The organism is Oryzihumus leptocrescens (genome assembly GCF_006716205.1).
In the GTDB taxonomy this organism is placed as follows: domain Bacteria; phylum Actinomycetota; class Actinomycetes; order Actinomycetales; family Dermatophilaceae; genus Oryzihumus; species Oryzihumus leptocrescens.
Genome location: NZ_VFOQ01000001.1, coordinates 1761465 through 1787880, shown reverse-complemented (window position 1 = coordinate 1787880; position 26416 = coordinate 1761465). Strand labels below are relative to the sequence as shown.

At 72.5% G+C, this 26416-nt stretch carries 21 protein-coding genes; 3 read left to right on the top strand and 18 right to left on the bottom strand.

Annotated features, from left to right (window positions below; genetic code table 11):
* Positions 1 to 6: 6 nt before the first annotated feature.
* Genes FB474_RS08365 through FB474_RS08330 form a run of 8 tightly spaced genes read right to left on the bottom strand, consistent with a single transcriptional unit; the run spans position 7 to position 7982 of the window.
* Positions 7 to 708 (bottom strand): N-acyl homoserine lactonase family protein, encoded by a 702-nt coding sequence (locus FB474_RS08365; protein ID WP_221632486.1) that lies wholly within the window; start codon positions 706 to 708, stop codon positions 7 to 9.
* A gap of 11 nt (positions 709 to 719) precedes the next feature.
* A complete protein-coding gene (locus FB474_RS08360) occupies positions 720 to 3551 on the bottom strand; it encodes a DEAD/DEAH box helicase (RefSeq protein ID WP_141788232.1) in 2832 nt (943 codons plus the stop codon).
* Between the two features lie 15 nt (positions 3552 to 3566).
* Positions 3567 to 4463, bottom strand: coding sequence for a diacylglycerol kinase (locus FB474_RS08355; RefSeq protein WP_141788231.1), 897 nt, complete (start codon positions 4461 to 4463; stop codon positions 3567 to 3569).
* 9 nt (positions 4464 to 4472) lie between these two features.
* Positions 4473 to 5282, bottom strand: a complete 810-nt coding sequence (gene tatC / locus FB474_RS08350) for a twin-arginine translocase subunit TatC (protein ID WP_246092091.1) — start codon at positions 5280 to 5282, stop codon at positions 4473 to 4475.
* Between the two features lie 35 nt (positions 5283 to 5317).
* Positions 5318 to 5632: a Sec-independent protein translocase subunit TatA gene (gene tatA, locus FB474_RS08345; protein ID WP_141788230.1), complete on the bottom strand. Its 315-nt coding sequence runs from the start codon at positions 5630 to 5632 to the stop codon at positions 5318 to 5320.
* Positions 5633 to 5683: 51 nt separating this feature from the next.
* Entirely contained in the window at positions 5684 to 5998 is a 315-nt protein-coding gene (locus FB474_RS08340; protein ID WP_141788229.1) for a hypothetical protein, read from the bottom strand.
* Between the two features lie 11 nt (positions 5999 to 6009).
* Complete coding sequence (locus FB474_RS08335) at positions 6010 to 6993, bottom strand: helix-turn-helix transcriptional regulator (protein WP_141788228.1); 984 nt, start codon at positions 6991 to 6993, stop codon at positions 6010 to 6012.
* Positions 6990 to 7982: a helix-turn-helix transcriptional regulator gene (locus FB474_RS08330; protein WP_246092090.1), complete on the bottom strand. Its 993-nt coding sequence runs from the start codon at positions 7980 to 7982 to the stop codon at positions 6990 to 6992. The genes FB474_RS08335 and FB474_RS08330 overlap by 4 nt, the downstream gene beginning before the upstream one ends.
* 113 nt (positions 7983 to 8095) lie before the next feature.
* Here FB474_RS08330 and FB474_RS08325 point away from each other — a divergent pair, with 113 nt between their 5' ends.
* A complete protein-coding gene (locus FB474_RS08325; protein WP_141788227.1) occupies positions 8096 to 9211 on the top strand; it encodes a DUF3866 family protein in 1116 nt (371 codons plus the stop codon).
* A gap of 99 nt (positions 9212 to 9310) precedes the next feature.
* Here FB474_RS08325 and FB474_RS08320 read toward each other — a convergent pair whose 3' ends face one another.
* The 3 genes from FB474_RS08320 to pafA all read right to left on the bottom strand — a co-directional run bounded on the left by FB474_RS08320 (position 9311) and on the right by pafA (position 12133).
* Positions 9311 to 9697: an FKBP-type peptidyl-prolyl cis-trans isomerase gene (locus FB474_RS08320; protein ID WP_141788226.1), complete on the bottom strand. Its 387-nt coding sequence runs from the start codon at positions 9695 to 9697 to the stop codon at positions 9311 to 9313.
* Between the two features lie 28 nt (positions 9698 to 9725).
* Positions 9726 to 10682 carry an FKBP-type peptidyl-prolyl cis-trans isomerase gene (locus FB474_RS08315; protein ID WP_141788225.1) on the bottom strand — a complete coding sequence of 319 codons (957 nt, stop codon included), beginning with the start codon at positions 10680 to 10682 and terminating at the stop codon, positions 9726 to 9728.
* An 89-nt stretch (positions 10683 to 10771) separates the two neighbouring features.
* Positions 10772 to 12133: a Pup--protein ligase gene (gene pafA / locus FB474_RS08310; protein ID WP_141788224.1), complete on the bottom strand. Its 1362-nt coding sequence runs from the start codon at positions 12131 to 12133 to the stop codon at positions 10772 to 10774.
* 76 nt (positions 12134 to 12209) lie between these two features.
* Here pafA and FB474_RS08305 point away from each other — a divergent pair, with 76 nt between their 5' ends.
* A complete protein-coding gene (locus tag FB474_RS08305) occupies positions 12210 to 13220 on the top strand; it encodes an NAD-dependent epimerase/dehydratase family protein (RefSeq protein WP_141788223.1) in 1011 nt (336 codons plus the stop codon).
* Between the two features lie 40 nt (positions 13221 to 13260).
* On the opposite strand, the gene FB474_RS08300 is transcribed toward FB474_RS08305, so the two are convergent.
* Together FB474_RS08300 and FB474_RS08295 are read right to left on the bottom strand one after the other, a co-directional pair.
* On the bottom strand, positions 13261 to 13923 hold the full coding sequence (locus FB474_RS08300; RefSeq protein ID WP_221632485.1) for a response regulator: 663 nt from the start codon (positions 13921 to 13923) through the stop codon (positions 13261 to 13263).
* A complete protein-coding gene (locus FB474_RS08295) occupies positions 13911 to 19676 on the bottom strand; it encodes a HAMP domain-containing protein (RefSeq protein ID WP_141788222.1) in 5766 nt (1921 codons plus the stop codon). Before FB474_RS08295 ends, FB474_RS08300 begins: the two co-directional genes overlap by 13 nt.
* A gap of 87 nt (positions 19677 to 19763) precedes the next feature.
* Between FB474_RS08295 and FB474_RS08290 the strand changes: the two genes are divergently transcribed.
* Entirely contained in the window at positions 19764 to 22235 is a 2472-nt protein-coding gene (locus FB474_RS08290; RefSeq protein ID WP_141788221.1) for a SpoIIE family protein phosphatase, read from the top strand.
* 102 nt (positions 22236 to 22337) lie between these two features.
* Here FB474_RS08290 and lpdA read toward each other — a convergent pair whose 3' ends face one another.
* Genes lpdA through FB474_RS08265 form a run of 5 tightly spaced genes read right to left on the bottom strand, consistent with a single transcriptional unit; the run spans position 22338 to position 26364 of the window.
* Positions 22338 to 23738, bottom strand: a complete 1401-nt coding sequence (gene lpdA, locus FB474_RS08285; protein WP_141788220.1) for a dihydrolipoyl dehydrogenase — start codon at positions 23736 to 23738, stop codon at positions 22338 to 22340.
* A 10-nt stretch (positions 23739 to 23748) separates the two neighbouring features.
* Positions 23749 to 24597 (bottom strand): SDR family oxidoreductase, encoded by an 849-nt coding sequence (locus tag FB474_RS08280; protein WP_141788219.1) that lies wholly within the window; start codon positions 24595 to 24597, stop codon positions 23749 to 23751.
* Positions 24594 to 25334, bottom strand: a complete 741-nt coding sequence (prcA, locus tag FB474_RS08275) for a proteasome subunit alpha (RefSeq protein WP_141788218.1) — start codon at positions 25332 to 25334, stop codon at positions 24594 to 24596. Before prcA ends, FB474_RS08280 begins: the two co-directional genes overlap by 4 nt.
* Complete coding sequence (gene prcB, locus FB474_RS08270; RefSeq protein ID WP_141788217.1) at positions 25331 to 26164, bottom strand: proteasome subunit beta; 834 nt, start codon at positions 26162 to 26164, stop codon at positions 25331 to 25333. The genes prcA and prcB overlap by 4 nt, the downstream gene beginning before the upstream one ends.
* Positions 26161 to 26364 (bottom strand): ubiquitin-like protein Pup, encoded by a 204-nt coding sequence (locus FB474_RS08265; RefSeq protein WP_141788216.1) that lies wholly within the window; start codon positions 26362 to 26364, stop codon positions 26161 to 26163. The genes prcB and FB474_RS08265 overlap by 4 nt, the downstream gene beginning before the upstream one ends.
* Between the last annotated feature and the right edge of the window lie 52 nt (positions 26365 to 26416).

The following is a 26416-nucleotide window of genomic DNA, read 5'->3' as shown; positions in this document are numbered from 1 at the left end:
CCGGGCTCAGGCCGGCTCCCACACCGCCTCGTCGTGGGCCAGGACGACGCGGCGCGGGTCGAGGTCGAGCAGCCGGGCCACCCACGGCGGCGCCGGTGCCAGGTCGTGCCGGCCGGTGTCCCGGGCCGCGCCGACCTGGCGGAAGGCGGTGGCCAGCTCGGAGGTGGTCTCGGTGGACTGCCCGGCCAGGACCACGGTGCCGTCGGCGCAGCGCAGCACCAGCGCCTGGTGGCCCTCGGTGTGCCCGGGCGTCGGCACCACGAGCACGCCCGGCGCTATCTCGGCCTCGCCGTCCAGCTCCTCGTAGCGGGCGCCGGCGAAGTCGAGCAGCTCGGGCACCGTGTAGTCCCCCGCCCGGGCGGTCGCGAGCTCGTGCCCCTGCACGAACACGGGACGCCCGGCCAGAGCCGGGTTGCCGCCGCAGTGGTCGAAGTGGAGGTGGCAGTTGACCACGAGGTCGACGTCCTCGACGCCCAGGCCGGCACCGGCCAGGGCCTGCGACAACGGGACCCGGGACGGTTCGTACCACGCGTCGGTCTCGGCATCGGCCGCCCCGATGCCGGTGTCGAAGAGGATGAGCCCCTCGGGGTGCCGCACGGCATACCCCAGGACCACCTCGACGCGCGGGTGCTCGGTGCCGGTCTCGGCCCGCGGCCGGGTGAAGGTGCCGTAGCGCACCCGGTGGATGTCGTTGACCCGCAACGCCACGACGCGCTCCGTCAGTCCAGCCGGTCCGCGGCCACCACGCCGCGCATGACGGCGTCGACGGCCTTGCGGGCGGTGGCCGACAGGCTCGGCTCCGGCGCCGCGTCGCCGATCTGCCCGAGCAGGTCCACGACCTGCTTGCACCGGCGCACGAAGTCACCGGCGGCCATGTCGCTGTCGCGCAGCACCGCCTCCAGCCGCTGCCCGCTGGCCCAGCGGTGCATCATCCACGCCATGCCGGCGTCCGGGTCGCCGGTGGTCGGCAGGGTGTGCAGGCGCTCGCGGTCCTCCAGCTCGCTCCACAGCCGGACCATCACGTCGAACGCCTCGTGCACGTCCTCGTTCGGCATCCGCGGAGAGATCTCGCCCTCGTCACGGCGGGGCTCGTGCACCAGGGTCGAGACGACCGCGGCCAGGCCCGGCGCGTCGAGGCGCTTCCACACCCCGTGGCGCAGGCACTCGGCGGCCAGCAGGTCCTTCTCGGTGTAGAGCCGGCGCAGGGTCTCGCCCTGCGGGGAGACCGCCGTGCCGCCCTCGGTGAGGTAGCCCATCTCGGCCAGCAGGTCGCAGATCCGGTCGAAGGTGCGGGCCACGGAGTTGGTGCGGCCCTCGACCTTGCGCTCCAGCACGTCGGTCTCGCGGCGCAGCCGCCACCAGCGCTCGGCCCAGCGGGCGTGGTCCTCCCGCTCGGGGCACTGGTGGCAGGGGTGCGCCTTCATCCGGCGGCGCAGGTCCGCGATCCGCTCGTCCTCCGTGCCGGCCCCGCCCCCCTTGCCGGTATGCCGTGCCGGCGGCGGGTCGTGCGGGACGGCGGTGCGCAGCGAGGCGGCGAGGTCCCGGCGGGACTTGGGGTTCTTGGCGTTGAAGCTGGCCGGGATGCGGACGTGCGTGACCGGCTCGACCGGCACCGGCACGTCGACGGCGGTCAGGCGTCGCACCTGGCGGTCGGCAGTGAGCACGGTCGGCGAAGCCGGGTCGTTCTTGCCGCCGCGGTTGGGCTGGATCACCACGGCGTAGCCCGAGCGTCGCCCGGCGGGGATGCGGATGACGTCGCCGGCGCGCAGCTTCTCCAGGCTGAGCACCGCCTCGGCCCGGCGGCTGGCCGAGCGCGCCCGCGCCGCCTCCTTCTCGACGTCGCGGATCTCGTTGCGGATCGCGGCGTACGCGCTGAAGTCGCCGAGGTGGCAGGTCATCGACTCCGCGTAGCCCTCGAGGGCCTCCTCGTTGCGGCGCAGGGTGCGGGCGAGGCCGACGACCGCCCGGTCGGCCTGGAACTGGGCGAAGGAGGTCTCCAGGATCTCCCGCGCCGTCTCGCGGCCCACCTGGGCGACGAGGTTGACCGCCATGTTGTAGGTCGGGCGGAAGCTCGAGCGCAGCGGGTAGGTGCGGGTGGAGGCCAGACCGCCGACGGCCAGCGGGTCCAGGCCGCGGTTCCACAGGACGACGGCGTGGCCCTCGACGTCGATGCCGCGCCGGCCGGCCCGGCCGGTGAGCTGGGTGTACTCCGCCGGGGTGATGTCGGCGTGCACCTCGCCGTTGAACTTCACCAGGCGCTCGAGCACCACGGTGCGGGCCGGCATGTTGATGCCCAGCGCCAGCGTCTCGGTGGCGAACACCGCACGGATCCGCCCGGCGGTGAACAGCTCCTCGACGATCTCGCGGAAGGTGGGCAGCATCCCGGCGTGGTGGGCGGCGAACCCGCGCGAGAGGCCCTCGACGAAGTCCCAGTAGCCCAGCACCGACAGGTCCTCGTCGGCCAGGGACTGGATGCGCTCCTCGACGGTGCGGCGGATCTTCTCGCCCTCGGACTCGGGGATGAGCCGGGTGCCCCAGGCCAGCAGCTGGCTCACCGCGGCGTTGCAGCCTACCCGGCTGAAGATGAACGTGATCGCCGGCAGCAGGCCCTCGCGGTCGAGCCGGTCGATGACCTCCGCGCGGCTCGGGCCTCCGCCGGGTCGGGTGCCGCGGGCCATCCCGGCCCCGCCGTGGCCACCACCCGGGCCGCGCCCACCGGAGCCACCCCGGTAGCGCTCCTTGCCGCGGCGACCGCGCGGTCCGCCGTCGTCGTCCAGCCGGCCACGCCGCTCCGACGCCCGGATCGCGTCGAGCAGCTCGGGGTTGACGTGGGTCGTCTCGACCCGCTCCCCCGGCGTCGCGGTCTCGTCGACGAACAGGTCGTACATCGACGGGCCGACCATCATGTGCTGCCACAGCGGCACCGGCCGGTGCTCCTCGACGATGACCGCGGTGTCGCCGCGCACCTCGCCCAGCCAGGCGCCGAACTCCTCGGCGTTGCTCACCGTCGCGGACAGCGAGACCACCTGCACGTCGTCGGGCAGGTGGATGATGACCTCCTCCCACACCGCCCCGCGGAAGCGGTCGGCGAGGTAGTGCACCTCGTCCATGACCACGTAGCCGAGGCCGCGCAGGGTGTGCGACCGCGCATACATCATGTTGCGCAGCACCTCGGTGGTCATGACGACCACAGGCGCCTCGCTGTTGATCGAGGAGTCTCCGGTGAGCAACCCGACCTTGTCCGCGCCGTGGCGGCGCACCAGGTCGGCGTACTTCTGGTTCGACAGCGCCTTGATCGGCGTGGTGTAGAACGCCTTTCGCCCGGTGGCCAGCGCCAGGTGCACCGCGAACTCGCCGACGATCGTCTTGCCCGCGCCGGTGGGCGCCGCGACCAGGACCCCCTGGCCGGACTCGACCGCCCGGCAGGCCTGCACCTGGAAGTCGTCGAGGGGGAACTCGTGGAGCGAGGCGAACGCCTCGAGCTGGGGGTGCGCCACCCGGTCGGCCTCGGCCTTCCTGGCGGCGGAGTACCGCTGCGCGGGGGTGGACATGCCGCTCAGGCTACGTCAGGCCCGCGGCACCATGACGCGCAGCGCGCCGGGGACGGCCTCGGCGGTCAGCGGCAGCGGGGCGAAGCGCTCGCCGTCGGCGTAGCCCATGATCCCCTGTGCCTCCAGCCGGACCCGCCGCCCGCGCAGGATCTCCACCGCCGGGTGCCGCACGTGCGCGCCGGAGAACACGGTCGGGAAGACGCGCAGGAACGCGGGGATCGAGATCTTGTGCAGCACCAGCACGTCGAGCTCGCCGTCGTCGAACCTCGCGTCCGGGCAGACCATCATGCCCCCGCCGTATGACGGGCCGTTGCCGACGGCGACGAGCATCGCCTCGGTCTCCTGCCGGACCCCGTCGACCTCGATGACGTACGGAATCGGCTTGAACACCGGCAGCTCGCGCGCGATCGCGAGGTTGTAGCGCATCCGGCCGCGGGGCCAGTCCCAGCGGTTGGCCCGCTCGTTGACGAGGGAGTCGAACCCGGCGCCCAGGACCCCGGCGAACCACCGGGGGTCGGCGAGGTCGTCGCCGACGCGGGCCGCGTCGATGCGACGGGTCGACCCGGCGCCGATCACCTCGGCCGCGGCGGCGGGGTCGTGGACGGGCAGGCCGAGGCCGCGGGCGATGTCGTTGCCGGTGCCGGCGGCCACGATGCCCAGCGCGGTGTCCGTGCCCGCGGTGAGGTTCACCCCCAGGTTGACGATGCCGTCGCCGCCGGTGACCGCCAGCACGTCCAGCCCCGAGGCGACGGCGGCCAGCGCACGGTCCCGTGCGGCCGCGGCGGTCTCGTCAGAGCAGTCGACCACCTCGTGGCCCTGGGCGATGAGGCGGGCAGCGACCTCGGCGCCGATGCGGGCCCCTCGGCCCTTGCCGGAGGTGGGGTTGACGACCAGCCCGATCCGCTTGTGCACGCGCGCACGCTACAGGGAGCTGGCCTCGTCGTCGGCGACATGGGTCCACTCCGGTTCGTGCCGGGCCCGGCGCCGGTCGAGCAGCAGGGCGACGCCGTAGGCGCCGAAGTACAGCCCGACCATGGGCATGGCCAGCGCGATCATCGTCCATGCGTCCGGGGTGGGCGTCATCATCGCGGCGAAGACGAAGATCAGCATGACCGCCGGGCGCCAGCCCTTGAGCATCACGTGGGCCGGCAGCACGTGCGCGACGTTGAGCGCCACGAGCAGCACCGGCAGCAGGAAGGCCAGGCCGAAGGCGAGGATGAACCGGATGACGAACGTCAGGTAGTCCGAGGCGTTGGTGAGGTTGACCGCGCCGGTCGGGGTGAAGCCCAGCAGCACCTCGACCGCCTTGGGCAGCGCCCAGTGGGCCAGGTAGCAGCCGCCGAGGAACAGCGGCACCGCGGCGCTGATGAAGCCGACCGCCGTCCGCTTCTCGCGTCGGGTCAGGCCCGGGACGATGAACGCCCACAGCTCGAAGAGCCACACCGGGCTGGCCAGCAGGACCCCGACGAACATCGAGACCTTGAGCTTGATCGAGAACGCCGAGGTGACCCCGCCGAAGTTGATCCCGACCAGGCTGCCGGCGCGCTGGTGGCTGACCACGCGCAGCGGCTCGGTCAGCGTCGTCAGCAGCCAGTCGTACTGCAGCCAGCCGACCACGCTGCCGAGCGCGACGGCGACCGCGGCGATGACGAGGCGACGGCGCAGCTCACGCAGGTGGTCGCCGAGGGACATCCGCCCTTCGGGGTTGCGGCGTCGGCGCAGCAGGGCCATCGGGTGCGCGGGTGGGCTGGAGGTGGTGCGGCCGGTCAGGCCGGCGGCTGGTGCTGCGGCGGGGTGTGCGCCGGCGGGGCCTCAGCCGCGGGCGGCTGCGTCGGGTCGGCGACCGGGCGGGCGGCCTGCTGGGTGGGGTCGACGGTCTCCCCGCGCACGGTGTCGCTGCTGGCGGCGCTCGGTGACGGCTTGCCGTCGTTCTTCATCTCCTGCACCTCGGACTTGAAGATGCGCATCGAGCGGCCCAGGCTGCGCGCCGCGTCCGGGAGGCGCTTCCAGCCGAAGATGACGATGACGAGCGCAATGAGGAGGACGAAGTGCCAGCCCTCGAACAGACCTCGGATACCCATGGGTCAACAACCTTCCGCGACAACAGTCATCGTTGTGGTGCCTGTGCAGTGTCAGTCTACGTGGCGAGCCCAGGTCGGGCGTCGGCCAGCCCGCCGGTGCGCTCGCTCGTGGCGTTGACGGGCGCGGGCGCGCTCGTGCTCCTTGCGCAGGGCCGCGGGGTCACCGAAGACGGCGAGCTGGTCGGGTGAGGAGATCTTCTCCCCCAGCAGGTCGAGCTGTCCCTGGACCTGGTCCAGCCGCTCCTGGGCGATCATCACCTCGCGGCCGAAGTCCTTGCTGCGGTCCCACAGGTCCCACAGGCGCGAGCCGATGTAGACCGCCGCGCACACGAGCAACAGCGCCCAGATCAGCACCCACCACCACATGTCAGGCGACCCTACCGGGCTGCCGGTGCGGACCCGGCATACGCCTCCAGTGCGGCGCGGGCGCCGTCGGCGACCTCGTCGGCGAGGGAGGCGGGCTCGAGCACGGTCGCCTGCCCACCCAGCCGCCACATGAGCCGGCGCAGCCAGGCGGTGTCGGCGGTGCGCAGGGTGACCACCTGGCCGCCGTGGCCGTCCGGCTCGGCGGACTCGGTCGGGTAGTAGTCGGCGACCCATGCCGCACCCGGCTGGAGGTGGAGGCGCACGAGCAGGTCGGTGGGGTGCGGGGTGAACACGCCGGAGTCGAGGTCGCGGGGCCGCGCGTCGGCCGGGGGCGTGCCGTCGACGTCGAGGACGGTCAGCGCCTCGATCCGGTCGAACCGGAACAATCGCACGTCCTCGGCCCGGTGGCACCAGCCCTCGAGGTACCAGTGGCCGTCGAAGTTGACCACGCGCATCGCGTCCACGTCGCGCTCGGTGGCCTCGTCGCGGCCGGCCACGAGGTAGCGCAGGTGCACCCGGCGGTGCCCGGTCAGGGCCCGGCGGGCCTCCCCCAGCGTCGCGGCCGCCGCGCCGGTGTCGATGGCCACGGAGATGTGCGTGGCCGCCGCGGCCACGGACCCCGTGGCCGACTCCAGCTTGGCCAGCGCGCGGTCGACGGCGTCGCGGTCGCCGATGCCGGGCACCGCGGCCAGGGCGCGCAGGCCGACGATGAGGGCCAGGGCCTCGTCCACGCCGAGGCGCAGCGGTCGGTCGATGGTGTCGGCGTTGCCGAGATAGACCTTGCCGCCCTCCCACTCGGCCTCGATGAGGTCGTCGGGCATGTGCCCGGGGGTGCCGCAGACGAAGAGCAGCATGAGGTCGGCCTCGACCTGCTCGCGGGAGACCCCGAACTCGCGGGCGGCCTCCTCGATGTCGACGCCCTGCCGCCGCAGCAGCCACGGCACCATGGTCAGCAGCCGCGACAGCCGCGAGGTCGCGGACTCCTGGGCGCTCATCGGCCCTCTCCCTCGTGCTCGGCCATCGCGCCCTTGAGCCGGCGGATGACGGCCTCCTGCAGGTCCGGTGGCTGCTCGACCACCACGTCGGGGCCGAAGCCGGCCAGCTCCTCGGCGAAGGTCTCGGCGTCGGTGAAGTCGACGTCGACCAGCGACCAGTGGTCATCCACGTCGCCGATGGTGCGGGCCCGGCGGCGCAGCGAGTTGCCGGCGCCGACCCGCACCCGCAGCACCGCCGGCTGCGGGTCGCGCTCGACGGCCATGGTCTGGATCATCGCGGTCGGCTCGTGGTCGGGCGGCACGTCGTAGGAGCCGGGCCGGCCGTCGGTGGCCACGCTGCCCTCGATCCGGCTGAGCCGGAACACCCGCGGCGCGTCGCGGTCGGTGTCGAAGCCGGTGACGTACCAGCGGCCGTGCCACGAGGCCATCGCCCACGGCTGGAGGTGGCGGGCGCGCACGTCGCCGCTGCGGGCGGTGCGGTAGGTGAAGGTGACCGGCTGGCGCCGCACGACCGCGTCCTTGATCGCGTCGAACGCCGGCTCGGTCGTGCGCAGCCGCGGCTCGATGCCGATCAGCGAGGCGTCGTCGCGCTCCACCCCGGCCGCCTCGAGCTTGCGCAGCGCCTGGGCCGCGGGACCGGCCAGGCTGGCCTGCTGCCACGCCCGGCTGGCCAGGCCGAGCACGGCCAGCTCGTCCGGGGCGAAGGCGATCTCCGGGAGGGCGTACTCGCGCCGGTCGATCCGGTAGCCGGGCTCGTCGTCGAAGAGCGGGTCGACCGCCTCGGTGACCAGCGGGATGCCGAGGTCGCGCAGCTCGTCCTTGTCGCGCTCGAACATCCGGTCGAAGGCCTCGACCGAGGCGGTCTCGCCGTACTGCGGGACGGCGCTGCGGATCCGGGCCTTGGTGAGCGGCATCCGGGTGTAGAGAAGGCAGATGACCAGGTTGAGCAGGCGCTCGGTCTTGGCCGCTGCGGCGGGCAGGGCTGCCACGGGTGCGTGCCTCCTGCGGTGAGTCGTGGTGTGCGTCGCGTGGGAGTCGTCGCTGATGCCCCTCAGGGGACGCTACCCGAGTGTCGCGGTCTGCGCGGTTAGTCTTTCCGATCGTGATCCACTGGCGCGCCGCAACCGTCCTGCAGGTCCGCTCCCGGTGGGCCGGGGCGGTGGAGTATGCCGTCCGGCTGGCTCACGTGGACGGCGTCGCCGCCCCGGAGGAGGGCGTGGAGGAGCCCGTGCGCGCCCTGGCCTACCCCGACCTCGTCGGGGAGGCGCAACCCGGTGACACCGTGCTGCTCAACACCAGCGCGCTGCAGCGCGGCCTGGGCACCGGCGGGCTCGCGCTGGTCGTGGCGGTGCCCGACCGGCTGCCCGCCGACCCGCCACCCGGCCCCGGCCACGTGGTCAAGGCGCGCTACACCCCGCTGCAGGCGATGGTGCTCGGCGTGGACGAGCAGGAGAGCCCGCACCACGAGGTGCTGCGCGAGGCCGACACGGTCGACGGGCTGCCCGTGGTCGTCGCCGACCTGCACTCGGCCCTCCCGGCGGTCATCGCCGGGCTGCGCGCCGAGCGGCCCGACGTGCGGGTGGCCTACGTCATGACCGACGGCGGGGCGTTGCCCGTGGCGTTCTCCCGCGCAGTGGCCGGCCTGCGCGAGGCCGGCTGGCTGGCGGCCGCCGTCACCGTGGGGCAGTCCTTCGGTGGCGACCTGGAGGCGGTCAACGTGCACACCGGCCTGCTCGCCGCGGCGCACGTGCTGCACGCCGACGTCGCCGTCGTCGCCCAGGGTCCGGGCAACCTGGGCACTGGCACCCGGTGGGGCTTCTCCGGCACCAGCGCCGGGGAGGCGGTCAACGCCGTGCACGCGCTCGGCGGGCGGGCGGTCGCCTCCCTGCGCGTCTCGGAGGCCGACCTGCGCGAGCGGCACCGCGGGGTCTCCCACCACAGCTTCACGGCATACGGGCGGGTGGCGATGGCCCCGGCCGACGTGCCGGTGCCGCGGCTGGAGGGGGCGTTCGGCACCGGGGTGCTGCGCCAGGCCCGCGAGCTCGCCCAGGGCTCGGGTGGGCGGCTGCGCCTGGTCGAGGTCGATGTGGACGGCCTGGACGCGGCGCTCGCCACCAGCCCGGTGCGGCTGTCGACGATGGGTCGGGGGCTGGACGCCGACCGGGCCTCGTTCGTGGCCGCCGCCGCGGCCGGCCGGCACGCCGCCACCCTGCTCTAGCACCCACTCCTGCTCATCCGGACACGGCAAAACCCGCGTTCCGGCCCCGGGGAGGGCTCGAAACGCGGGTTTCGCGGTGTCCGGTCGGAAGACCTGCCGTCAGCGGACGGCGACGAGGTCCACGACGAAGATGAGCGTCTCGCCCGGCTTGATCACGGCGCCGGCACCGCGGTCGCCGTAGGCCTTGTCCGCGGGGATGACCAGCTTGCGGCGGCCACCCTCCTTCATGCCCACGATGCCCTCGTCCCAGCCGGCGATGACCTGGCCGACGCCGAGGCGGAAGTCCAGCGGCGCGCCGCGGTTCCACGAGGCGTCGAACTCCTCGCCGGTGGAGTGCGCGACGCCGACGTAGTGGGCGCTGACGGTGTTGCCCGGCTTGGCCTCGGCGCCGTCACCGACGCTGATGTCCTCGATGACGAGGTCGGCGGGCGGGGTGTCGCCGGGGAACTCGATCTCCGGCTTGGTGGTGCTGGGGTCGAAGCCCATGGTGGTCACGCCTTTCGGTCGGTGGTGGTCAGCTGGCGTCGAGCAGGTCGATGACGAAGACCAGGGTGTCGGTGCCCTTGATCCCGGCGCTCGGCTGGCCCTTGGCGCCGTAGCCGTCGGCCGGCGGGATGACCATGAGCAGGCGGCTGCCGACGCGCTGGCCGACGATGTGCTTGTCCCACGCGGGGATGAGCTGGCCGACGCCGATCGGGAACTCGGCGTAGCCCTCCTTGGTCTTGGCCGAGCTGTCGAACATCTCGCCGTTGCGGTAGATGACGCCGGTGTAGCTGAACCGCACCAGCTGGCCGGCCTTGATGACGTTGCCCTTGCCCTGGATCAGCGGCTGGACGACGGTCGTCTTGGGCGGGGCGGACTTGGGGACGGTGATCTTGGCCGCCTCGTGGTTGTCCTTGCCCATCACGACGGTCGGCAGCCCGGCCTTGGGCTTGACCGCGGTGCCGGTGGCCTGCGTCAGCGGCTTGCCGGCGGCGGTGATGTCGACGAGGAAGAGCATCGTGTCGTTGGCGCCGATGCCGATCTGGGGGTTCCCGTTGGTGGCGAAGCCGTCGGCCGGCGGGATCGCGACGAGGACGCGGGAGCCGACCTTCTGGCCCAGCAGGCCCTTGGACAGGCCGGTCAGGAGCTTGCCGGAGGACAGGTCCATGCGGGCCGGCGCCTTGCCGAAGCTGCTGTCGAGCTGCTTGCCGTCCTTGCCGTTGACCAGCAGGTAGTTGGTGGTGAGCGCCTCGTCCTTGGTCACCGCCGGGCCGGTGCCGGGCTTGACCACCTTGGTCACGGTCTTCTTCACCGTGAGCGGCTTGGTCTTCAGCGTGAGGGTCGGCGCCTTGGCGTCACCGGCGACGGTGACCGAGTCGAGCACCTTGGCCTCGGCGTCGACGGGCTTGTTGGAGGAGCCGCAGGCCCCCACGAGCAGGAGCAACGGGACCGCGGCAGCGGCCACGAGCTTGGGACGGTTCAGACGCACGCGAAAACCTTCGGTCGGCGGGGGTGGGATTTGCGTTCACCATAACGCCCCCGCCCGTGGAGGCCGACCGCACCGGTGGCGCGCGGACCTCACATGCTCTCGATGAGGCGCTCCACGCGGGCGTCGACGGCGGCGAAGGGGTCCTTGCACAGCACGGTGCGCTGGGCCTGGTCGTTGAGCTTGAGGTGCACCCAGTCGACGGTGAAGTCGCGCCGGTGCTCCTGGGCGGCGCGGATGAAGTCGCCACGGAGCTTGGCCCGGGTGGTCTGCGGCGGACGGTTCTTGGCCTCGAAGATCTCCACGTCGGAGCACACCCGCGCTGCGCGGCCGTGCCGTTGCAGCAGGTAGAACAGGCCGCGCTGGCGGTTGATGTCGTGGTAGGCCAGGTCGAGCTGGGCCACCCGGGGGCTGGCCATCGGCAGGTCGTGCTTGGCCGCGTAGCGCTGGATCATCTGGTACTTGATCACCCAGTCGATCTCGGTCTCGACGGCCTCGAGGTTGCCGGTCTCGACGGCGGTGAGGGTGCGCTCCCACAGGTCCAGCACGCTCTTGTGCGTCGGGTCGTCGAGGCCCTCGCGGTCGGCGAACGCCAGCGCCCGCTCGTAGTACTCGCCCTGGATCTGCAGCGCCGACAGCTCGCGGCCGTTGGCCAGGCGCACCGCGCGGGTGCCGGTCATGTCGTGGCTGATCTCGCGGATGGCGCGGATCGGGTTCTCCAGGGACAGGTCCCGCATGACCACGCCGGCCTCGATCATGCGCAGCACCAGGTCGGCCGAGCCGACCTTGAGCATGGTCGTGGTCTCGCTCATGTTGGAGTCGCCGACGATGACGTGCAGCCGGCGGAACTTCTCGGCGTCGGCGTGCGGCTCGTCGCGGGTGTTGATGATCGGACGGGAGCGGGTCGTGGCGCTGGAGACGCCCTCCCAGATGTGGTCGGCGCGCTGGCTGACGCAGTAGGTCGCGCCGCGGGAGGTCGTGGTGACCTTGCCGGCCCCGCAGGTGATCTGCCGGCTGACGAGGAACGGGATGAGCACGTCGGACAGCTTCTGGAACTCCCCGTGCCGCCCGACCAGGTAGTTCTCGTGGCAGCCGTAGGAGTTGCCGGCCGAGTCGGTGTTGTTCTTGAAGACGTAGATCTCCCCGGCGATGCCCTCGTCGGTGATCCGCTGCTGGGCGTCGGCGACCAGGCCCTCGACGATCCGCTCCCCCGCCTTGTCGTGGGTGACCAGCTGGCGCACGTCGTCGCACTCGGGGGTGGCGTACTCCGGGTGGCTGCCCACATCGAGGTACAGCCGCGAGCCGTTGGACAGGAAGACGTTGCTGGACCGGCCCCACGACACGACCTTGCGGAACAGGTAGCGGGCCACCTCGTCCGGGGTGAGCCGCCGCTGGCCGTCGAACGTGCACGTGACGCCGTACTCGTTCTCGATCCCGAAGATTCGGCGCTCCATGAACTCACTCTAGGCGCGATCAGCCCGCAGCGAACGCGCGATGACAATCCGCGGACCGGCGTGTTGGGTGCTAGGCATGCGGATTCTTGTCCTGGGAGGGACCGCCTGGCTCGGCGGTGAGGTGGCGCAGGTGGCGCTGGAGCGGGGGCACGACGTGACCTGCCTGGCCCGCGGGGAGTCCGGCCAGGCGCCGCCGGGGGTGCACATGGTCGCCGCCGACCGCTCCAGCGCCGCGGCCTACGGGCTGGTCGCGGACCAGGACTGGGACGGGGTCGTGGACGTGTCCTGGCAGCCGGGATTCGTGCGCGGGGCCGTCTCGGCGCTCGCCGACCGCGCCGCCACCTGGGTCTACGTCTCCTCCGGCAGCGTGTATGCCGCGCACGGCACCCCGGGTGCCGACGAGGACGCCGCGCTGCTGCCCGCGCTCGAGGGTGACGTCGCCGACCGGGAGTCCTACGGCGAGGCCAAGGTGGCGTGCGAGCAGGCGGTGCTCGCCGGCGTGGGCGCGGACCGCGCGGTGATCGCCCGGTCGGGGCTGATCGGCGGCCCGGGCGACCACTCCGACCGCACCGGCTACTGGCCGCTGCGCTTCGCCCACCCCGCCACCGAGGACGGGTCGGTCCTGGTCCCGGACACCCCGGACCTGGGCACGCAGGTCATCGACGTTCGCGACCTGGCCCGGTGGCTGGTGGAGTCGGTGGAGCAGGAGCGGGCCGGGGTGTTCAACCTCAGCGGCGACGTGACCCCGTTCGGGGAGCACCTGGCGACGGCCCGCCGGGTCGCCGGCCACGACGGCCCGCTGGTGCGGGTGTCCTCGCCGTGGCTGGTCGACCACGGCGTCGAGGAGTGGGCCGGTGAGCGCTCGCTGCCGCTGTGGCTGCACAGCGAGGGCTGGGAGGGGTTCGGGCACCGCAGCAACGCCGCGGCCCGGGAGTCGGGGCTGGTGCTGCGGCCGCTGGAGGAGACGCTGCGCGACACCCTGGCCTGGGAGCTGAAGACCGTCCCCGGCCGTCCGCGCAAGGCCGGTCTGTCCCCCGAGGACGAGCGCGACCTCATCGCGAAGGCCCGGGCCCAGTCCCGGGGGTGACCACCCGGCGTACCGTCGTGCGGCGACCGTCCTCGGTGGTTCAGCCGGGGTCCTGGCCGGCTCCCCCGACGGCTCCGGCGGGCTCCCCCAGCGCGGACAGGGCGCCCTGCAGGGCGTCGAGCTCGCGCTCCACGCGCTGCAGGGCGGGGGTCGGCTCGGCCCCGGCGGTGCGCAGCTGCGCCGACAGCGCCCACACCGCGTCCTCGACCGCGGCGACCCGGGTGCGCAGGGCGCCGAGCACGTCGGGGCTGCCCTCCCGCTCACCCATCTGGCCGCGCAGCATGTCGGCCTGGGTGGCCAGGCGCCGCCCGGCCACCCACAGGTCCACGAAGACCTGGACCTTGGCGCGCAGGATCCACGGGTCGAACGGCTTGGCCAGGTAGTCGGCACCGCCGGCGGCGTAGCCCCGGTAGGAGCTGTTGGTGTCCTTGTCCACCGCGGTGAGGAAGATGATCGGGATGTCCCGCGTGCGCTGGCGGCGCTTGATCCGGGCCGCGGTCTCGTAGCCGTCCATCCCGGGCATCTGGGCGTCGAGCAGGATGAGCGCGAAGTCGTCGCGCAACAGCGCCCGCAGCGCCTCCTCCCCGGAGCCGGCCCGCACCAGCACCTGGTCCAGGGACGCCAGGATCGCCTCCAGCGCGAGCAGGTTCTCCGGTCGGTCGTCGACCAGCAGGATCCGGGCCCGCTCGCTCACGACAGCCACGACCGGATCACCGAGAGCAGCTGCTCGACGTCGACCGGCTTGGTGACGTAGTCCGACGCCCCGGCGGTGAGGCTGTTGTCCCTGTCGCCGGGCATCGCCTTGGCGGTCAGGGCGATGACCGGCAGGTCGCGGAACGTGGGCATCATCCGGATCTCCCGCATCGCCGTGTAGCCGTCCATGCCGGGCATCATCACGTCCATCAGCACCAGGTCGATGTCGGGCTCGCGCCGCAGCGTCTGCAGGCCCTCCTCGCCGTTCTCGGCGTAGAGCACGTCGATCCCGTGCTGCTCCAGGGCGCTGGCCAGGGCGAAGACGTTGCGCACGTCGTCGTCGACGATGAGGATCCGCCGCCCTTCCACGGCCTGCTGCTCGGCCTCGACGTCCGGCTCTGCGGCTGGGGCCACGTCGGAGCGGTGGAGGAACACCGCGGTCTGCTCCACGAGGGCGGCCAGCGTGGGCGGGCTCGTCACGGTCAACGCCTCGGCGTACTGCGCCAGCCGGGCCTGGTCGGGCTCGGCCAGGCCGGTGCTGCCGCTGACCACGAGGGGGGTGTGCCGCATCGTGCGCCGGGCCCGGACCCGCTTGAGCACCTCGAGGCCGCCGGCGTCGGGCAGGCCGAAGTCGACCAGGACGCAGTCGTAGGAGCGCTCGTTGAACGCGGAGACCGCCTCCTCGGGCGTCCCGACCACCTCGACCTCGACTTCGTCGACCCGCTCGAAGCGCTCCGCCACGGCGGCGGCGTCCGACCCGGCGTCGGCGGTGACCACCAGCAGGGACCGCTTGGAGCGTTCGATGAACAGCTCCAGCCGCTCCAGCGCCGCGTCGAGCTGGGCCCGGATGAACGGCACCTCGACCACGTCCAGGGCCCCGGCCACCCAGCCGGCGTGGACGGTCTCCGCGGCACCGGCCGGGTGCGTGGCCACCACGGGCACCTGCCGGGTCTCGTCGAGGCGCTTGAGCCAGTGCACCAGCGAGGTCCCGTCGTGCGTGACCATGTCCATGCCCACGACCATCCCGTCCGGGCGGCGCTCGCGGGCGGCCACCACGGCACGGTCGGCATGGACCGTGGCCAGGACCTTGAAGCCGTGGGCCCGGCCGACCGCCATCGCCGACCGGCACAGCTCGGCGTCGTTCAGCGCCACCAGTAGGACCCGGTCACCGGGGGCGATGTCGGCCGCGTCGTCCTCGACCGGCTCGGGCGGCAGGTCGGCGGCCACCACCGCCGGGGACAAGGCCGACGGAGAAGGCCTGGCCCCCACGTCGTCGGGCGTCGCGAGGACCGGCTTGGTCCCGGTGTCCAGACGGGTCGGCACGTACAGCGTGAACTTGCTGCCACGACCCGGCTGGGACTCCACGTGGATCTCGCCACCGATCAGCCGGGCGATCTCGCGGCTGATGGACAGGCCGAGGCCGGTCCCGCCGAACTTGCGGCTGATCGTGCCGTCGGCCTGCTGGAACGCCTCGAAGATGGTCCGCAGCTGCTCCACCGGGATGCCGATGCCGGTGTCGGTGACCTCGAAGGCCAGGACCTGGTCGGCGACGGTCAGCTGCGGCGTGGAGAAGTGCTCGTCGCTGCTGCTGCGGATCGAGAGTGTGACCTCGCCGGCGCTGGTGAACTTCACCGCGTTGGAGAGCAGGTTGCGCAGCACCTGCTGCAGCCGGTGCTGGTCGGACACCAGCGTCCGCGGCACGTCCTCGGACACCCAGACCGAGAAGCGCAGGTCCTTCTCGGCGGTCAGCGGCCGGAAGGTGGCCTCGACGTACTCCACGATCCCCGACACGGCGACGTCGGCGGGGTGCACGTCCATCTTGCCGGCCTCGACCTTGGACAGGTCCAGGATGTCGTTGATCAGCTGGAGCAGGTCGGTGCCGGCGCTGTGGATGGTCTGGGCGAACTCGACCTGCCGGTGGTTGAGGTTGCCGTCGGGGTTGTCGGCCAGCAGCTTGGCCAGGATGAGCAGGGAGTTCAGCGGCGTGCGCAGCTCGTGCGACATGTTCGCCAGGAACTCGGACTTGTAGCGCGAGGACAGCGACAGCTGCTCGGCCCGGTCCTCCAGCGCCCGCCGGGCCTCCTCGATCTCGAGGTTCTTGATCTCGATGGCGCGGTTCTGCTTGGCCAGCAGGCTGGCCTTCTCCTCCAGCTCGGCGTTGGACTGCTGCAGCTCGCGCTGCTGGGTCTGCAGCTCACCGGACTTGCTCTGCAGCTCGGCCGCGAGGCGCTGGGACTCCACCAGCAGGGCCTTGGTGCGCGAGCTGGCGATGATCGCGTTGAGGGAGACCCCGATGATCTCCATCAGCTGCTCCAGGAACTGCCGGTGCACCACGCTGAACGGGCGGAACGAGGCCAGCTCGACGACGCCCAGCACCCGCTCCTCGAAGACCACCGGCAGGATGATGATGGTCAGCGGGGAGGCCTGCCCCAGGCCCGAGCCGATGTGCAGGTATGCCGGGGGCACGTCCGTGACGAGGATCGGTGCCCGTTCCAGCGCGGACTGCCCGACCAGGCCCTCGCCGAACCCGAACGTGTCGGGGACGTCCTTGCGCGGGCGGTAGCCGTAGGAAGCGATCCGGCGCAGCCGCTCGATGCCGTCATGACCGTTCTCGGTGAGGAAGAACGAGCCCTGACGAGCCCCGACCAGCGGGGTCAGCTCGTTGACGATGAGCTGGGTGACGTCGAGCAGGTCGCGTCCGCCCTGCATGTGGCCGGTGAAGCGGGCCAGGTTGGTCTTGAGCCAGTCCTGCTCCTGGTTGGCCCGGGTGGTCTCGCGCAGGTTGTCGATCATCTGGTTGAGGTTGTCCTTGAGCTCGGCCACCTCACCCTCGGCCTCGACGGTGATCTGCTGGCTCAGGTCGCCCTGCGTCACCGCGGTGGAGACCTCGGCGATGGCCCGCAGCTGCGTGGTCAGCGTCCCGGCGAGCTGGTTGACGTTCTCGGTGAGCTTGCGCCACGTGCCGGAGACGTCGGCGACCTCGGCCTGGCCGCCGAGCTTGCCCTCGGTGCCGACCTCGCGGGCGACGCGGGTGACCTCGTCGGCGAAGGAGGACAGCTGGTCCACCATCCGGTTGACCGTCGTCTTGAGCTCGAGGATCTCGCCGCGGGCGTCGACGTAGGTCTTCTGGGTCAGGTCGCCGTGGGCGACCGCGGTGGTGACCAGCGCGATACTGCGCACCTGGCTGGTGAGGTTGCCGGCCATGGAGTTCACCGAGTCGGTGAGGTCCTTCCACGTCCCGGCGACGCCGCGCACGTGGGCCTGGCCGCCGAGGATGCCCTCGGTGCCGACCTCGCGGGCGACGCGGGTGACCTCGTCGGCGAACGCGCGCAGCGTGTCGACCATCGCGTTGATCGTGCTGGCCAGCGCCGCGACCTCGCCGCGGGCCTCGATCGAGATCTTCTGGCTGAGGTCACCGCGCGCGACGGCGGTGGAGACGGCGGCGATGTTGCGCACCTGGTTGGTCAGGTTCGAGGCCATCGAGTTCACCGAGACGGTCAGGTCGCGCCAGGTGCCGGCGACGCCGGGGACGCGGGCCTGGCCGCCGAGCATGCCCTCGGTGCCGACCTCGCGGGCGACGCGGGTGACCTCGTCGGCAAAGGAGGACAGCTGGTCGACCATGGTGTTGACGGTGCTCTTGAGCTCGAGGATCTCCCCGCGCGCGTCGACGGTGATCTTGCGGGTCAGGTCGCCGCTGGCCACCGCGGTCGTCACCTCGGCGATGTTGCGCACCTGGCTGGTCAGGTTGGCCGCCATCATGTTGACGTTCTCGGTCAGGTCCTTCCAGGTGCCGGAGACGTCGTGCACGTCGGCCTGGCCGCCCAGCCGACCCTCGGTGCCGACCTCGCGGGCCACCCGGGTGACCTCGTCGGCGAAGGAGGAGAGCTGGTCGACCATGGTGTTGACGGTGTTCTTGAGCTCGAGGATCTCTCCGCGCGCCTCCACCGTGATGGTGCGGGTCAGGTCGCCCCGGGCCACGGCCGTCGTGACCTCGGCGATGTTGCGCACCTGGGCGGTGAGCGTGCCGGCCATGAAGTTCACCGAGTCGGTCAGGTCACGCCAGGTGCCCGAGACGCCCGGGACGGCGGCCTGACCGCCCAGCCGACCTTCGCCGCCGACCTCGCGCGCGACGCGGGTGACCTCGTCGGCGAAGGAGGAGAGCTGGTCGACCATGGTGTTGACGGTGTTCTTCAGCTCGGCGAGCTCGCCGCGCACGTCGACGGTGATCTTCTGGCTCAGGTCGCCGCGGGCCACGGCGGTGGTCACCTGGGCGATGTTGCGCACCTGGTTGGTCAGGTTGGAGGCCATGGAGTTCACCGAGTCGGTGAGGTCCTTCCACGTGCCGGCCACGCCGGGGACGTCGGCCTGGCCGCCGAGGATGCCCTCGCTGCCGACCTCGCGGGCCACGCGGGTCACCTGGTCGGCGAAGGAGGAGAGCTGGTCGACCATGACGTTGACCGTCGTCTTGAGCTGGGCCAGCTCCCCCTTGACGTCGACGGTGATCTTCTGGCTGAGGTCGCCGCGGGCCACGGCGGTGGTCACCTGGGCGATGTCACGGACCTGGGCCGTGAGGTTGTCGGCCATGTAGTTGACCGACTCGGTGAGGTCTTTCCAGCGCCCGGCCACGCCGGGGACGTCGGCCTGGCCGCCGAGGATGCCCTCGGTGCCGACCTCGCGGGCCACGCGGGTGACCTCGTCGGCAAACGTCTGCAGCGTCGCCGTCATCGAGTTGAGCGTGTCGGCCAGCTCGGCGACCTCGCCGCGCGCGGTGACCGTGATCTGCTGGCTGAGGTCGCCGCGGGCCACGGCCTGGGCCACCGAGGAGATGCCCCGCACCTGGCTGGTCAGGTTGGAGGCCATGATGTTCACCGAGTCGGTGAGGTCCTTCCAGGTCCCGGAGACCCCGCGCACGTCGGCCTGGCCGCCCAGGCGTCCCTCGGTGCCGACCTCGCGGGCCACGCGGGTGACCTCGGAGGCGAACGAGGACAGCTGGGCCACCATCCGGTCCACCGTGGCCTTGAGCTGGGCCATCTCGCCGGCCACCTCGACGGTGACCGACCGGGTGAGGTCGCCGTCGGCGACCGCCGTGGTGACCAGGGCGATGTCCCGGACCTGGTCGGTCAGCCGGGAGGACATGGTGTTGACCGCGTCGATGAGGTCGCGCCAGCTGCCGTCCGCGGCGCGGACCTTCGCCTGCCCGCCGAGCTTGCCCTCGGTGCCGACCTCGCGCGTGACCCGCGTGATCTCGTCGGCGATCGAGGACAGCTGGTCCACCAGGCCGTTGACGCTGCGGGCCACCCGCAGGGGCTCACCCCGCAGCCGCCGGCCGTCGAGCTTGAGGTCCATCCGCTGGGTCAGGTCGCCCTCGGACACCGCGGCCACGACCCGGGCGAACTCGCCGGTGGGCCGGACCAGGTCCGTGACGATCGAGTTGGCCGCCTCGGCGCAGCGAGCCCAGCCGCCCTCGCCCAGGCCCTGGTGCAGGCGCTCGCTGTGGCGCCCCTCGCGCCCGACGACGCGCTGCACCCGGGTCAGCTCGGACAGCAGGTGCTGCTGGCGGTCGGCGATCTCGTTGTAGACGATCGCCAGCTCGGCCGGCAGGCCGTCACCGGACACCGGCAGGCGGCGCCGGAAGTTGCCGTCCCGCATGGCCTGCAGCGCGGAGAGGAGCCGACTCAGCTGGACGGCATCGAAGTCGCCGCCGTCGCCGGCACGCTCCTCCGGCCCCGTGGTCTCTGCCCCCCTCGTGTTGGTGCCGGGCATGTGGACCTCCTCGGCCACGGCCGTACTGCTGACCCCGTGAGTCTGGCACCATGAGGTGCCCGAGCCAACGTCTTGTTCCGAGCCGCCATGCCCCCAGCTCCCCTGCGTGTGCACCGCACGTTCGCCGCGGAGGCCCGCTCCGTGGTGGAGGCGCGCCGTTTCGCGCGCGAGCAGCTCGAGCAGTGGGGCGCCACCGACGTGCTGGACAGCGTCTCCCTGGTCGTCAGCGAGCTGGTGACCAACGCCGTGGTCCACACCGGCACCCCGGCCCGGGTGTCCTTGCAGCTGCAGGGGTCCGACCTGCGCGTCGAGGTCGAGGACCACCACCCCGGCCGCGCGGTGCCCATGGTCCCCGAGCGGCCCGTGGACCGCTCCGAGCACGGCCGGGGGCTCCTGATCACGGCGTCGCTGTCCTCGGCCTGGGGGGTGGAGTACTCCCCCACCACCAAGCGGGTGTGGGCGTCCTGCCCGCTGCCCGGTGGCGGCGGGAACCTGCCCCACCCCGCGGTGGCCGACCCGGCCGGGACCGCCCGGGTCGGGGTCGTCGAGACCGCGCCGGACGGGAGGGTCACCCACTGGAACGAGGACGCCTGCGCGATGTCCGGGTGGCTGCCTTCGGACGTCACCGGACGGCCGCTGTCCGACCTCGTCGACCCCGCGCCCGGCCAGGGGCTGCCGGCGGACGTGGCCGACCCCACCTTCTCCGCCCGCTGGCAGGGCACCTGCCTGCTGACCTGCCGGGACGGCAGCACGGCCGGGGTCTACGCGACGTCGGTACGCCGCACCGCCGGCGGCCAGGTCGTCCTGCTCGTGCCGTCCGGCCAGCGCGAGGTGGTCACGCCGGCCACGGGCGCCACGGCACGGCCCCCCGGGCCCCCCTCGCCCGTGCTCCCGGGCCTGCGCTCCGACGCGCTGGTCCGGCTCGGCAGCCAGGAGCTCCTGGCCCTGGCGGTCGAGCACGTGCGGGACCCCGTCCAGGCCGACGCGACGTGGCTGCTGCTCGTCCACGAGGTCGACGACGACATGGAGGTCGCCGCGGTCAGCGGGCTCCCCGAGGAGGTCCTCGGGTCCCGGCTGGCACCCGGGAGCCCGGGGGCGCCCTCGGCCCAGTCCCCGGAACGGCCGGTGGTGGTCACCGACACCGCGGAGCTCCCGGTGTCGTTGCTCGCCGGCACGGACCTGCGCTCGCTGGTGGTCGTCCCCCTGCTGGTCGAGGGGCGGGTCGTGGGTGCTCTGGGGGCCGCCTCGGCGCGGGTCGACGGGTTCACCGACGACCAGGCCGTGCTGCTGCAGCGGTTCGCCGACTCCATCGCCGTGGCCGCGGACCGCGCCCGGCTGCAGGCCTCGGAGCGGGCGCGTCGGGAGTGGCTGACCTTCATCGCCGACGCCGGTGACCTGCTCGCAGCCTCCCTGGACCATGACATGACGATGGCGATCACCGGGCAGATCGTCGTCCCGAGGATCGCCCCGTGGTGCGCCATCCACCTGCTGGACCAGCGCGGCGTACCCGTCCTTCAGCAGGTCTGGCACCAGGACGAGACCCGCGTCGACGCGCTGCGGGAGGAGCTCGCGCAGCCGCCGACAGCGACTGCCGCCACCGACGGCGGCGACGAGGCGGCGCTGTGGCCGCAGGTGCAGGGGCAGCCGGTCACGACGATCCCGCTGGTGGCCCGCCGGCGCCGGATCGGCTACCTGACCCTCGGCCGCCCGCCCCAGGAGCTGCGGCGCACCGAGTTCTACCTCGTGGCGGAGTCCATCGCACGCCGCTCGGCGCTCGCGATCGACAACGCTCGCGCGCACGGCAACCTCCAGGCGGTCGGACGGGCGCTCCAGGAGAGCCTGCTGCCGCCGTCGACGCCTTCACCGCCCGGCCTGGACGTGGGCGTGGTCTACGAGGCGGCCGGGGAGGACACCCTCGCCGGTGGCGACTTCTACGACCTGTTCCCCGCCGGCAACGGACGGTGGTGCTTCGTCGTGGGGGACGTGTGCGGCACCGGTGCCGAGGCGGCGGCGGTCACCGGCCTGGCCCGGCACACCGTCCAGGCGCTGGTGCGCGCCGGCTTCCCCCTGCCCGCCACGCTGGAGCGGCTCAACACCGCGATCCTCGAGGAGGGTGAGCGCTCCCGGTTCCTCACCCTCGTCTGCGGCACGCTGCAGGTTGAGGCTGGCCGGATGCGCCTGACGCTGGTCAACGCCGGACACCCGCCGGTGTTCCTGGTGGGGCCCGAGGGTCGGGTGCGCGAGATCGGCAACCCCCAACCGCTGCTCGGGGTGGTCGAGGCCGTGGCCTACACCGCCGAGGAGCACGTGCTGCAGCGCGAAGACCTGCTGGTGGCCCTCACGGACGGGGTGACCGAGCGCCGCGATGGTGACGTCATGCTCGGCGCCGAGGGCGTGGCCCGGGAGCTGGCCTCCACGGCGGGTATGCCGGCCCAGGCGGTCGCCGAGCAGGTACGCCGGCTCGCGGTGGACTACAGCGCGGCCCCGCAGCGCGACGACATGGCGATCCTGGCCATCCGGGTGCAGGTGGGTCCGCTCGTGGCGCACGGGCCCGCCTGACGCGCCCTGACGACCGGTGGGGCCACCTGCCGATCGACCCCCGACACGACTCGACCCGGGCGGTGGCGCAGGAGGCCACCACCCGGGCCGGGTGGGTCGGGCTCAGAGGTTGATCATGTGCCCGGCGATGCCCTCGACGGCCTCCTTGACCGCCTCGGACAGCGTCGGGTGGGCGAAGACGTTGCGGGCGACCTCGTCGGCGGTGAGGTCCCAGCGCTGGGCCAGGGTCAGCGCCGGCAGCAGCTCGGTGACGTCCGGGCCGATCATGTGCGCCCCGAGGATCTCGTTGTGGGTGGCGTCGGCGACGATCTTGACGAAGCCGACCGCGTCCCCGAGGCCCTGGGCCTTGCCGTTGGCCGAGAACGGGAACTTCGCGGTCTTGACGTCGAAGCCCTTCTCCTTGGCCTGGGCCTCGGAGTAGCCGAACGAGGCGATCTGCGGCTGGCAGTAGGTCGCGCGCGGGATGAAGTCGTACTCCACCGACATGGTCTCGGCGCCGGCCATCGTCTCGGCGGCCACGACGCCCATCGCCTCGGCGGTGTGGGCGAGCATGAGCTTGCCGGTGCAGTCACCGATGGCGTAGACGTTCGGCACGTTGGTGCGGCAGAACTCGTCGATCTCGATGGCGCCGCGCTCGCTGACCGTGACGCCGGCCGCCTCAAGGCCGAAGCCCTCGACGCGCGGGGCGAAGCCGATGGCCTGGAGCACCTTGTCGGTCTCGATGACCTGCTGGTCGCCGCCGGCGGCCGGCGAGACGGTGACCTTGACCTTGTCGCCGGAGTCGTCGATGGACTCCACCTTGGTCGACAGCAGCACGGTGATGCCGAGCTTCTTGTAGTGCTTGAGCAGCTCCTTGGAGACCTCGATGTCCTCGGTCGGGACCATCCGGTCCAGGAACTCCACGATGGTGACGTCGACGCCGAAGTTCTTCATGACGTAGGCGAACTCGACGCCGATCGCGCCGGAGCCGGCGATGACGATGCTCTCGGGCAGCTGGTCGGTGAGGATCTGCTCCTCGTAGGTCACGACGCGCTCGGAGAGCGAGGTGCCCGGGATGAGGCGGGTCGTCGCGCCGGTGGCGATGATGAGGTTGTCGAACGTCAGCTGCTCGACCTGGCCGTCGGGGGTCTTGACGTCCATCGAGGTCGGGCCGGTGAGGGTGCCCCAGCCGTTGACCTCCTGGATCTTGTTCTTCTTCATCAGGAAGTGGACGCCCTTGACGATGCCGTCGGAGACCTTGCGGCTGCGGGCGTGGGTGGGCTTGAAGTCCATCGAGGCATCACCGGTGATGCCGAAGGTGTCCTTCTCGTGGGTCAGGATGTGCGCCAGCTCGGCGTTGCGCAGGAGCGCCTTGCTGGGGATGCACCCGACGTTGAGGCAGACGCCGCCCCAGTACTTCTCCTCCACCACGGCCACCTTGAGGCCGAGCTGGGAGGCGCGGATCGCGGCGACGTACCCACCGGGTCCGGCACCGAGGACAACGAGGTCGAAATGAGCAGCCATGGACCGAACGCTAGACCAGATGGGCCCAGGCGTCGGGCTCGGCATCCAGGAACTCCTCGAAAGACAGCGGTCGCACGCCTGTGACGTGCTGGATCGTGTGACTGGTGACGGCCCCCTCCCCCGTCGCCAGGGCGAGGTAGGACCCGATCCAGCCGTCGACCAGCCAGTGCGGGTTCCCGGCCCGTGAGGTCCGGGCCTCCTCCAGCGTCTCGGGGTGGTAGCTGATCGGCCGGCCGGTCACCGACGCCAGGGCCCGGGCGGTCTCGTGCAGGTCGATCGAGTGCGGGCCGGACACGTCGTAGACCTGGTCCTCGTGCCCGTCGCCGGTCAGCAGCGCGACCGCCAGCCGGGCCACGTCGCGGCGGGCGACCCACGCCACGCGGCCCTGGCCCGCCGGCGCCCGGATCACGCCGTCCTTGCCGACGAACCAGGGCGCCACGTCGGCATACAGGCTGTCGCGCATCGCGGTCAGGGCGATCCCGGCCCCGCGCACCGCCTGCTCGGTGCGGCTGTGGTCGCGCGCGTAGGTGAAGGTCGCCTGCGGGGCGGCGCCCATGAACGAGGTGTAGACGATCCGCCGGACCCCGGCCCGGCGCGCCGCCTCGACAGCGCTGAGGTGCAGCGAGACCCGGTCGGGGTCCTCGTGCCCGGAGACGAGGAAGAAGGTGTCCACGCCGTCCAGGGCCCGGGTCATCGCCTCGGTGTCCTGGTATGCCGCCTGCGCGACGTCCGCACCGGTCCAGTCCGCGAGGCGGCTCGGGTCGCGCACCACCAGGCGGGGGTTGACCCCCTCCAGGCGCAGGCCCCGGGCGACCAGGGCGCCGAGCGCCCCGGTCACGCCCGAGACCGCGATGCTCATCCCTGGGGCCCGTCCTCGGCCGGCACCCCGGTGGTCGGGTCCTCGCTGGACAGCAGCGCCTCCAGCAGCGGGCCGGTGACCCGTCGGAACGTGCGCCGGGGCCGGTTGCGGTCGATGACGGCGACCTCGAGCTGGTTGGCCCCGAGCGTGCGCGGCGCGCCACCGGAGGGGTCCTGGGCGAGGAGCTCGACGGCCAGGCGCAGCGCCGCCGACAGGGTCATGCCCGGCTGCCAGCGCTCCTGCAGGCCGGCCACGATCGGCTCGGCCGTGCCGCCCATGGCCACGAAGCCGTGCTCGTCGGCCACGGAGCCGTCGTAGGTCAGGCGGTAGATCTGGTCGCTGTCTGCGTCGGTGCCGACCTCGGCCACGACGATCTCGACCTCGTAGGGCTTGGACTCCTGGGTGAACACGGTGCCCAGCGTCTGGGCGTAGGCGTTGGCCAGGCCGCGGGCGGTCACGTCGCCCCGGTCGTAGGAGTAGCCGCGCAGGTCGGCGTAGCGCACGCCCGCCACCCGCAGGTTCTCGAACTCGTTGTACTTGCCGACCGCCGCGAAGGCGATCCGGTCGTAGATCTCGGAGACCTTGTGCAGCGCCCGCGAGGGGTTCTCGGCGACGAACGCGATGCCACCGTCGTAGCCGAGGACCACGACCGACCGGCCGCGCGCGATGCCCTTGCGCGCGTAGTCGGCCCGGTCCTTCATCAGCTGCTCGGGCGAGACGTAGAACGGCATGGTCATCGGGCGCCTCCGGGGTTGCCGCGGCGGCCGGCGACGATCTGCTCGACCACGCCCGCCAGCGCGTCGTCGTCCAGGAAGCGCAGCCCGTCGGTGTCGATGACGGCCACGGTGGGCCAGATCCGCCGGCCCAGGTCGGGACCGCCGGTGGCCGAGTCGTCGTCGGCGGCGTCGTAGAGGGCCTCCACCGCGATGCTCACGGCGTCGGCGGAGGCCATGCCGGGCCGCCAGAGCTTCTTCAGGGCGCCGCGGGCGAACAGCGAGCCGGAGCCGACCGAGTGGTGGTCGTGCTCCTCGTAGCAGCCGCCGGTGACGTCGTAGGAGAAGATCCGCCCGACGGTCGTGTCGAGGTCGAACCCGGCGAACAGCGGCACCACGGCCAGGCCCTGCATGGCCAGGCCCAGGTTGGAGCGGATCATCGTCGCCAGGCGGTTGGCCTTGCCCTCCAGGGAGAGCAGCGCGCCCTCGATCTTCTCGTAGTGCTCGAGCTCGACCTGGAACAGCTTGACCAGCTCGATCGCGATGCCCGCGGTGCCGGCGATGCCGACCGCGGAGTAGTCGTCGGCGCCGTAGACCTTCTCCATGTCGCGGTTGGCGATGAGGTTGCCCATCGTCGCCCGCCGGTCCCCGGCCATCACCACGCCACCGTCGAAGGTCAGCGCGACGATCGTGGTGCCGTGCGGCGCCTCCAGCGCGCCGCCGGGTGGCAGCGGACGTCGCGAGGGCAGCAGGTGGGGGGCGTGGGCGCCGACGAACTCGGTGAAGGAGCTCGACCCCGTGGCGGTGAAGGCTGCGGGCAACCGGCCCGCGTCCTGGTGGCCGGGGAAGCTCACTGGCCGCCCTTCTGGACGAAGCCGCGCACGAACTCCTCCGCGTTGGACTCCAGCACGTCGTCGATCTCGTCGAGCACGCTGTCGATGTCGTCGTCCAGGGCGTCCTTGCGGGCGCTGGCCTCCGGTGCCGTGGGAGTGGGCTCCGGGACCTCGGGCTCGTCGTCGCGCCGCTGAGGCCGACTCTGCTCCTGGCTGGGCATGGATCCTCCTTGCGCTACCGCTGGTCCTGCCGGTCAATCGCCAGCCTAGTCA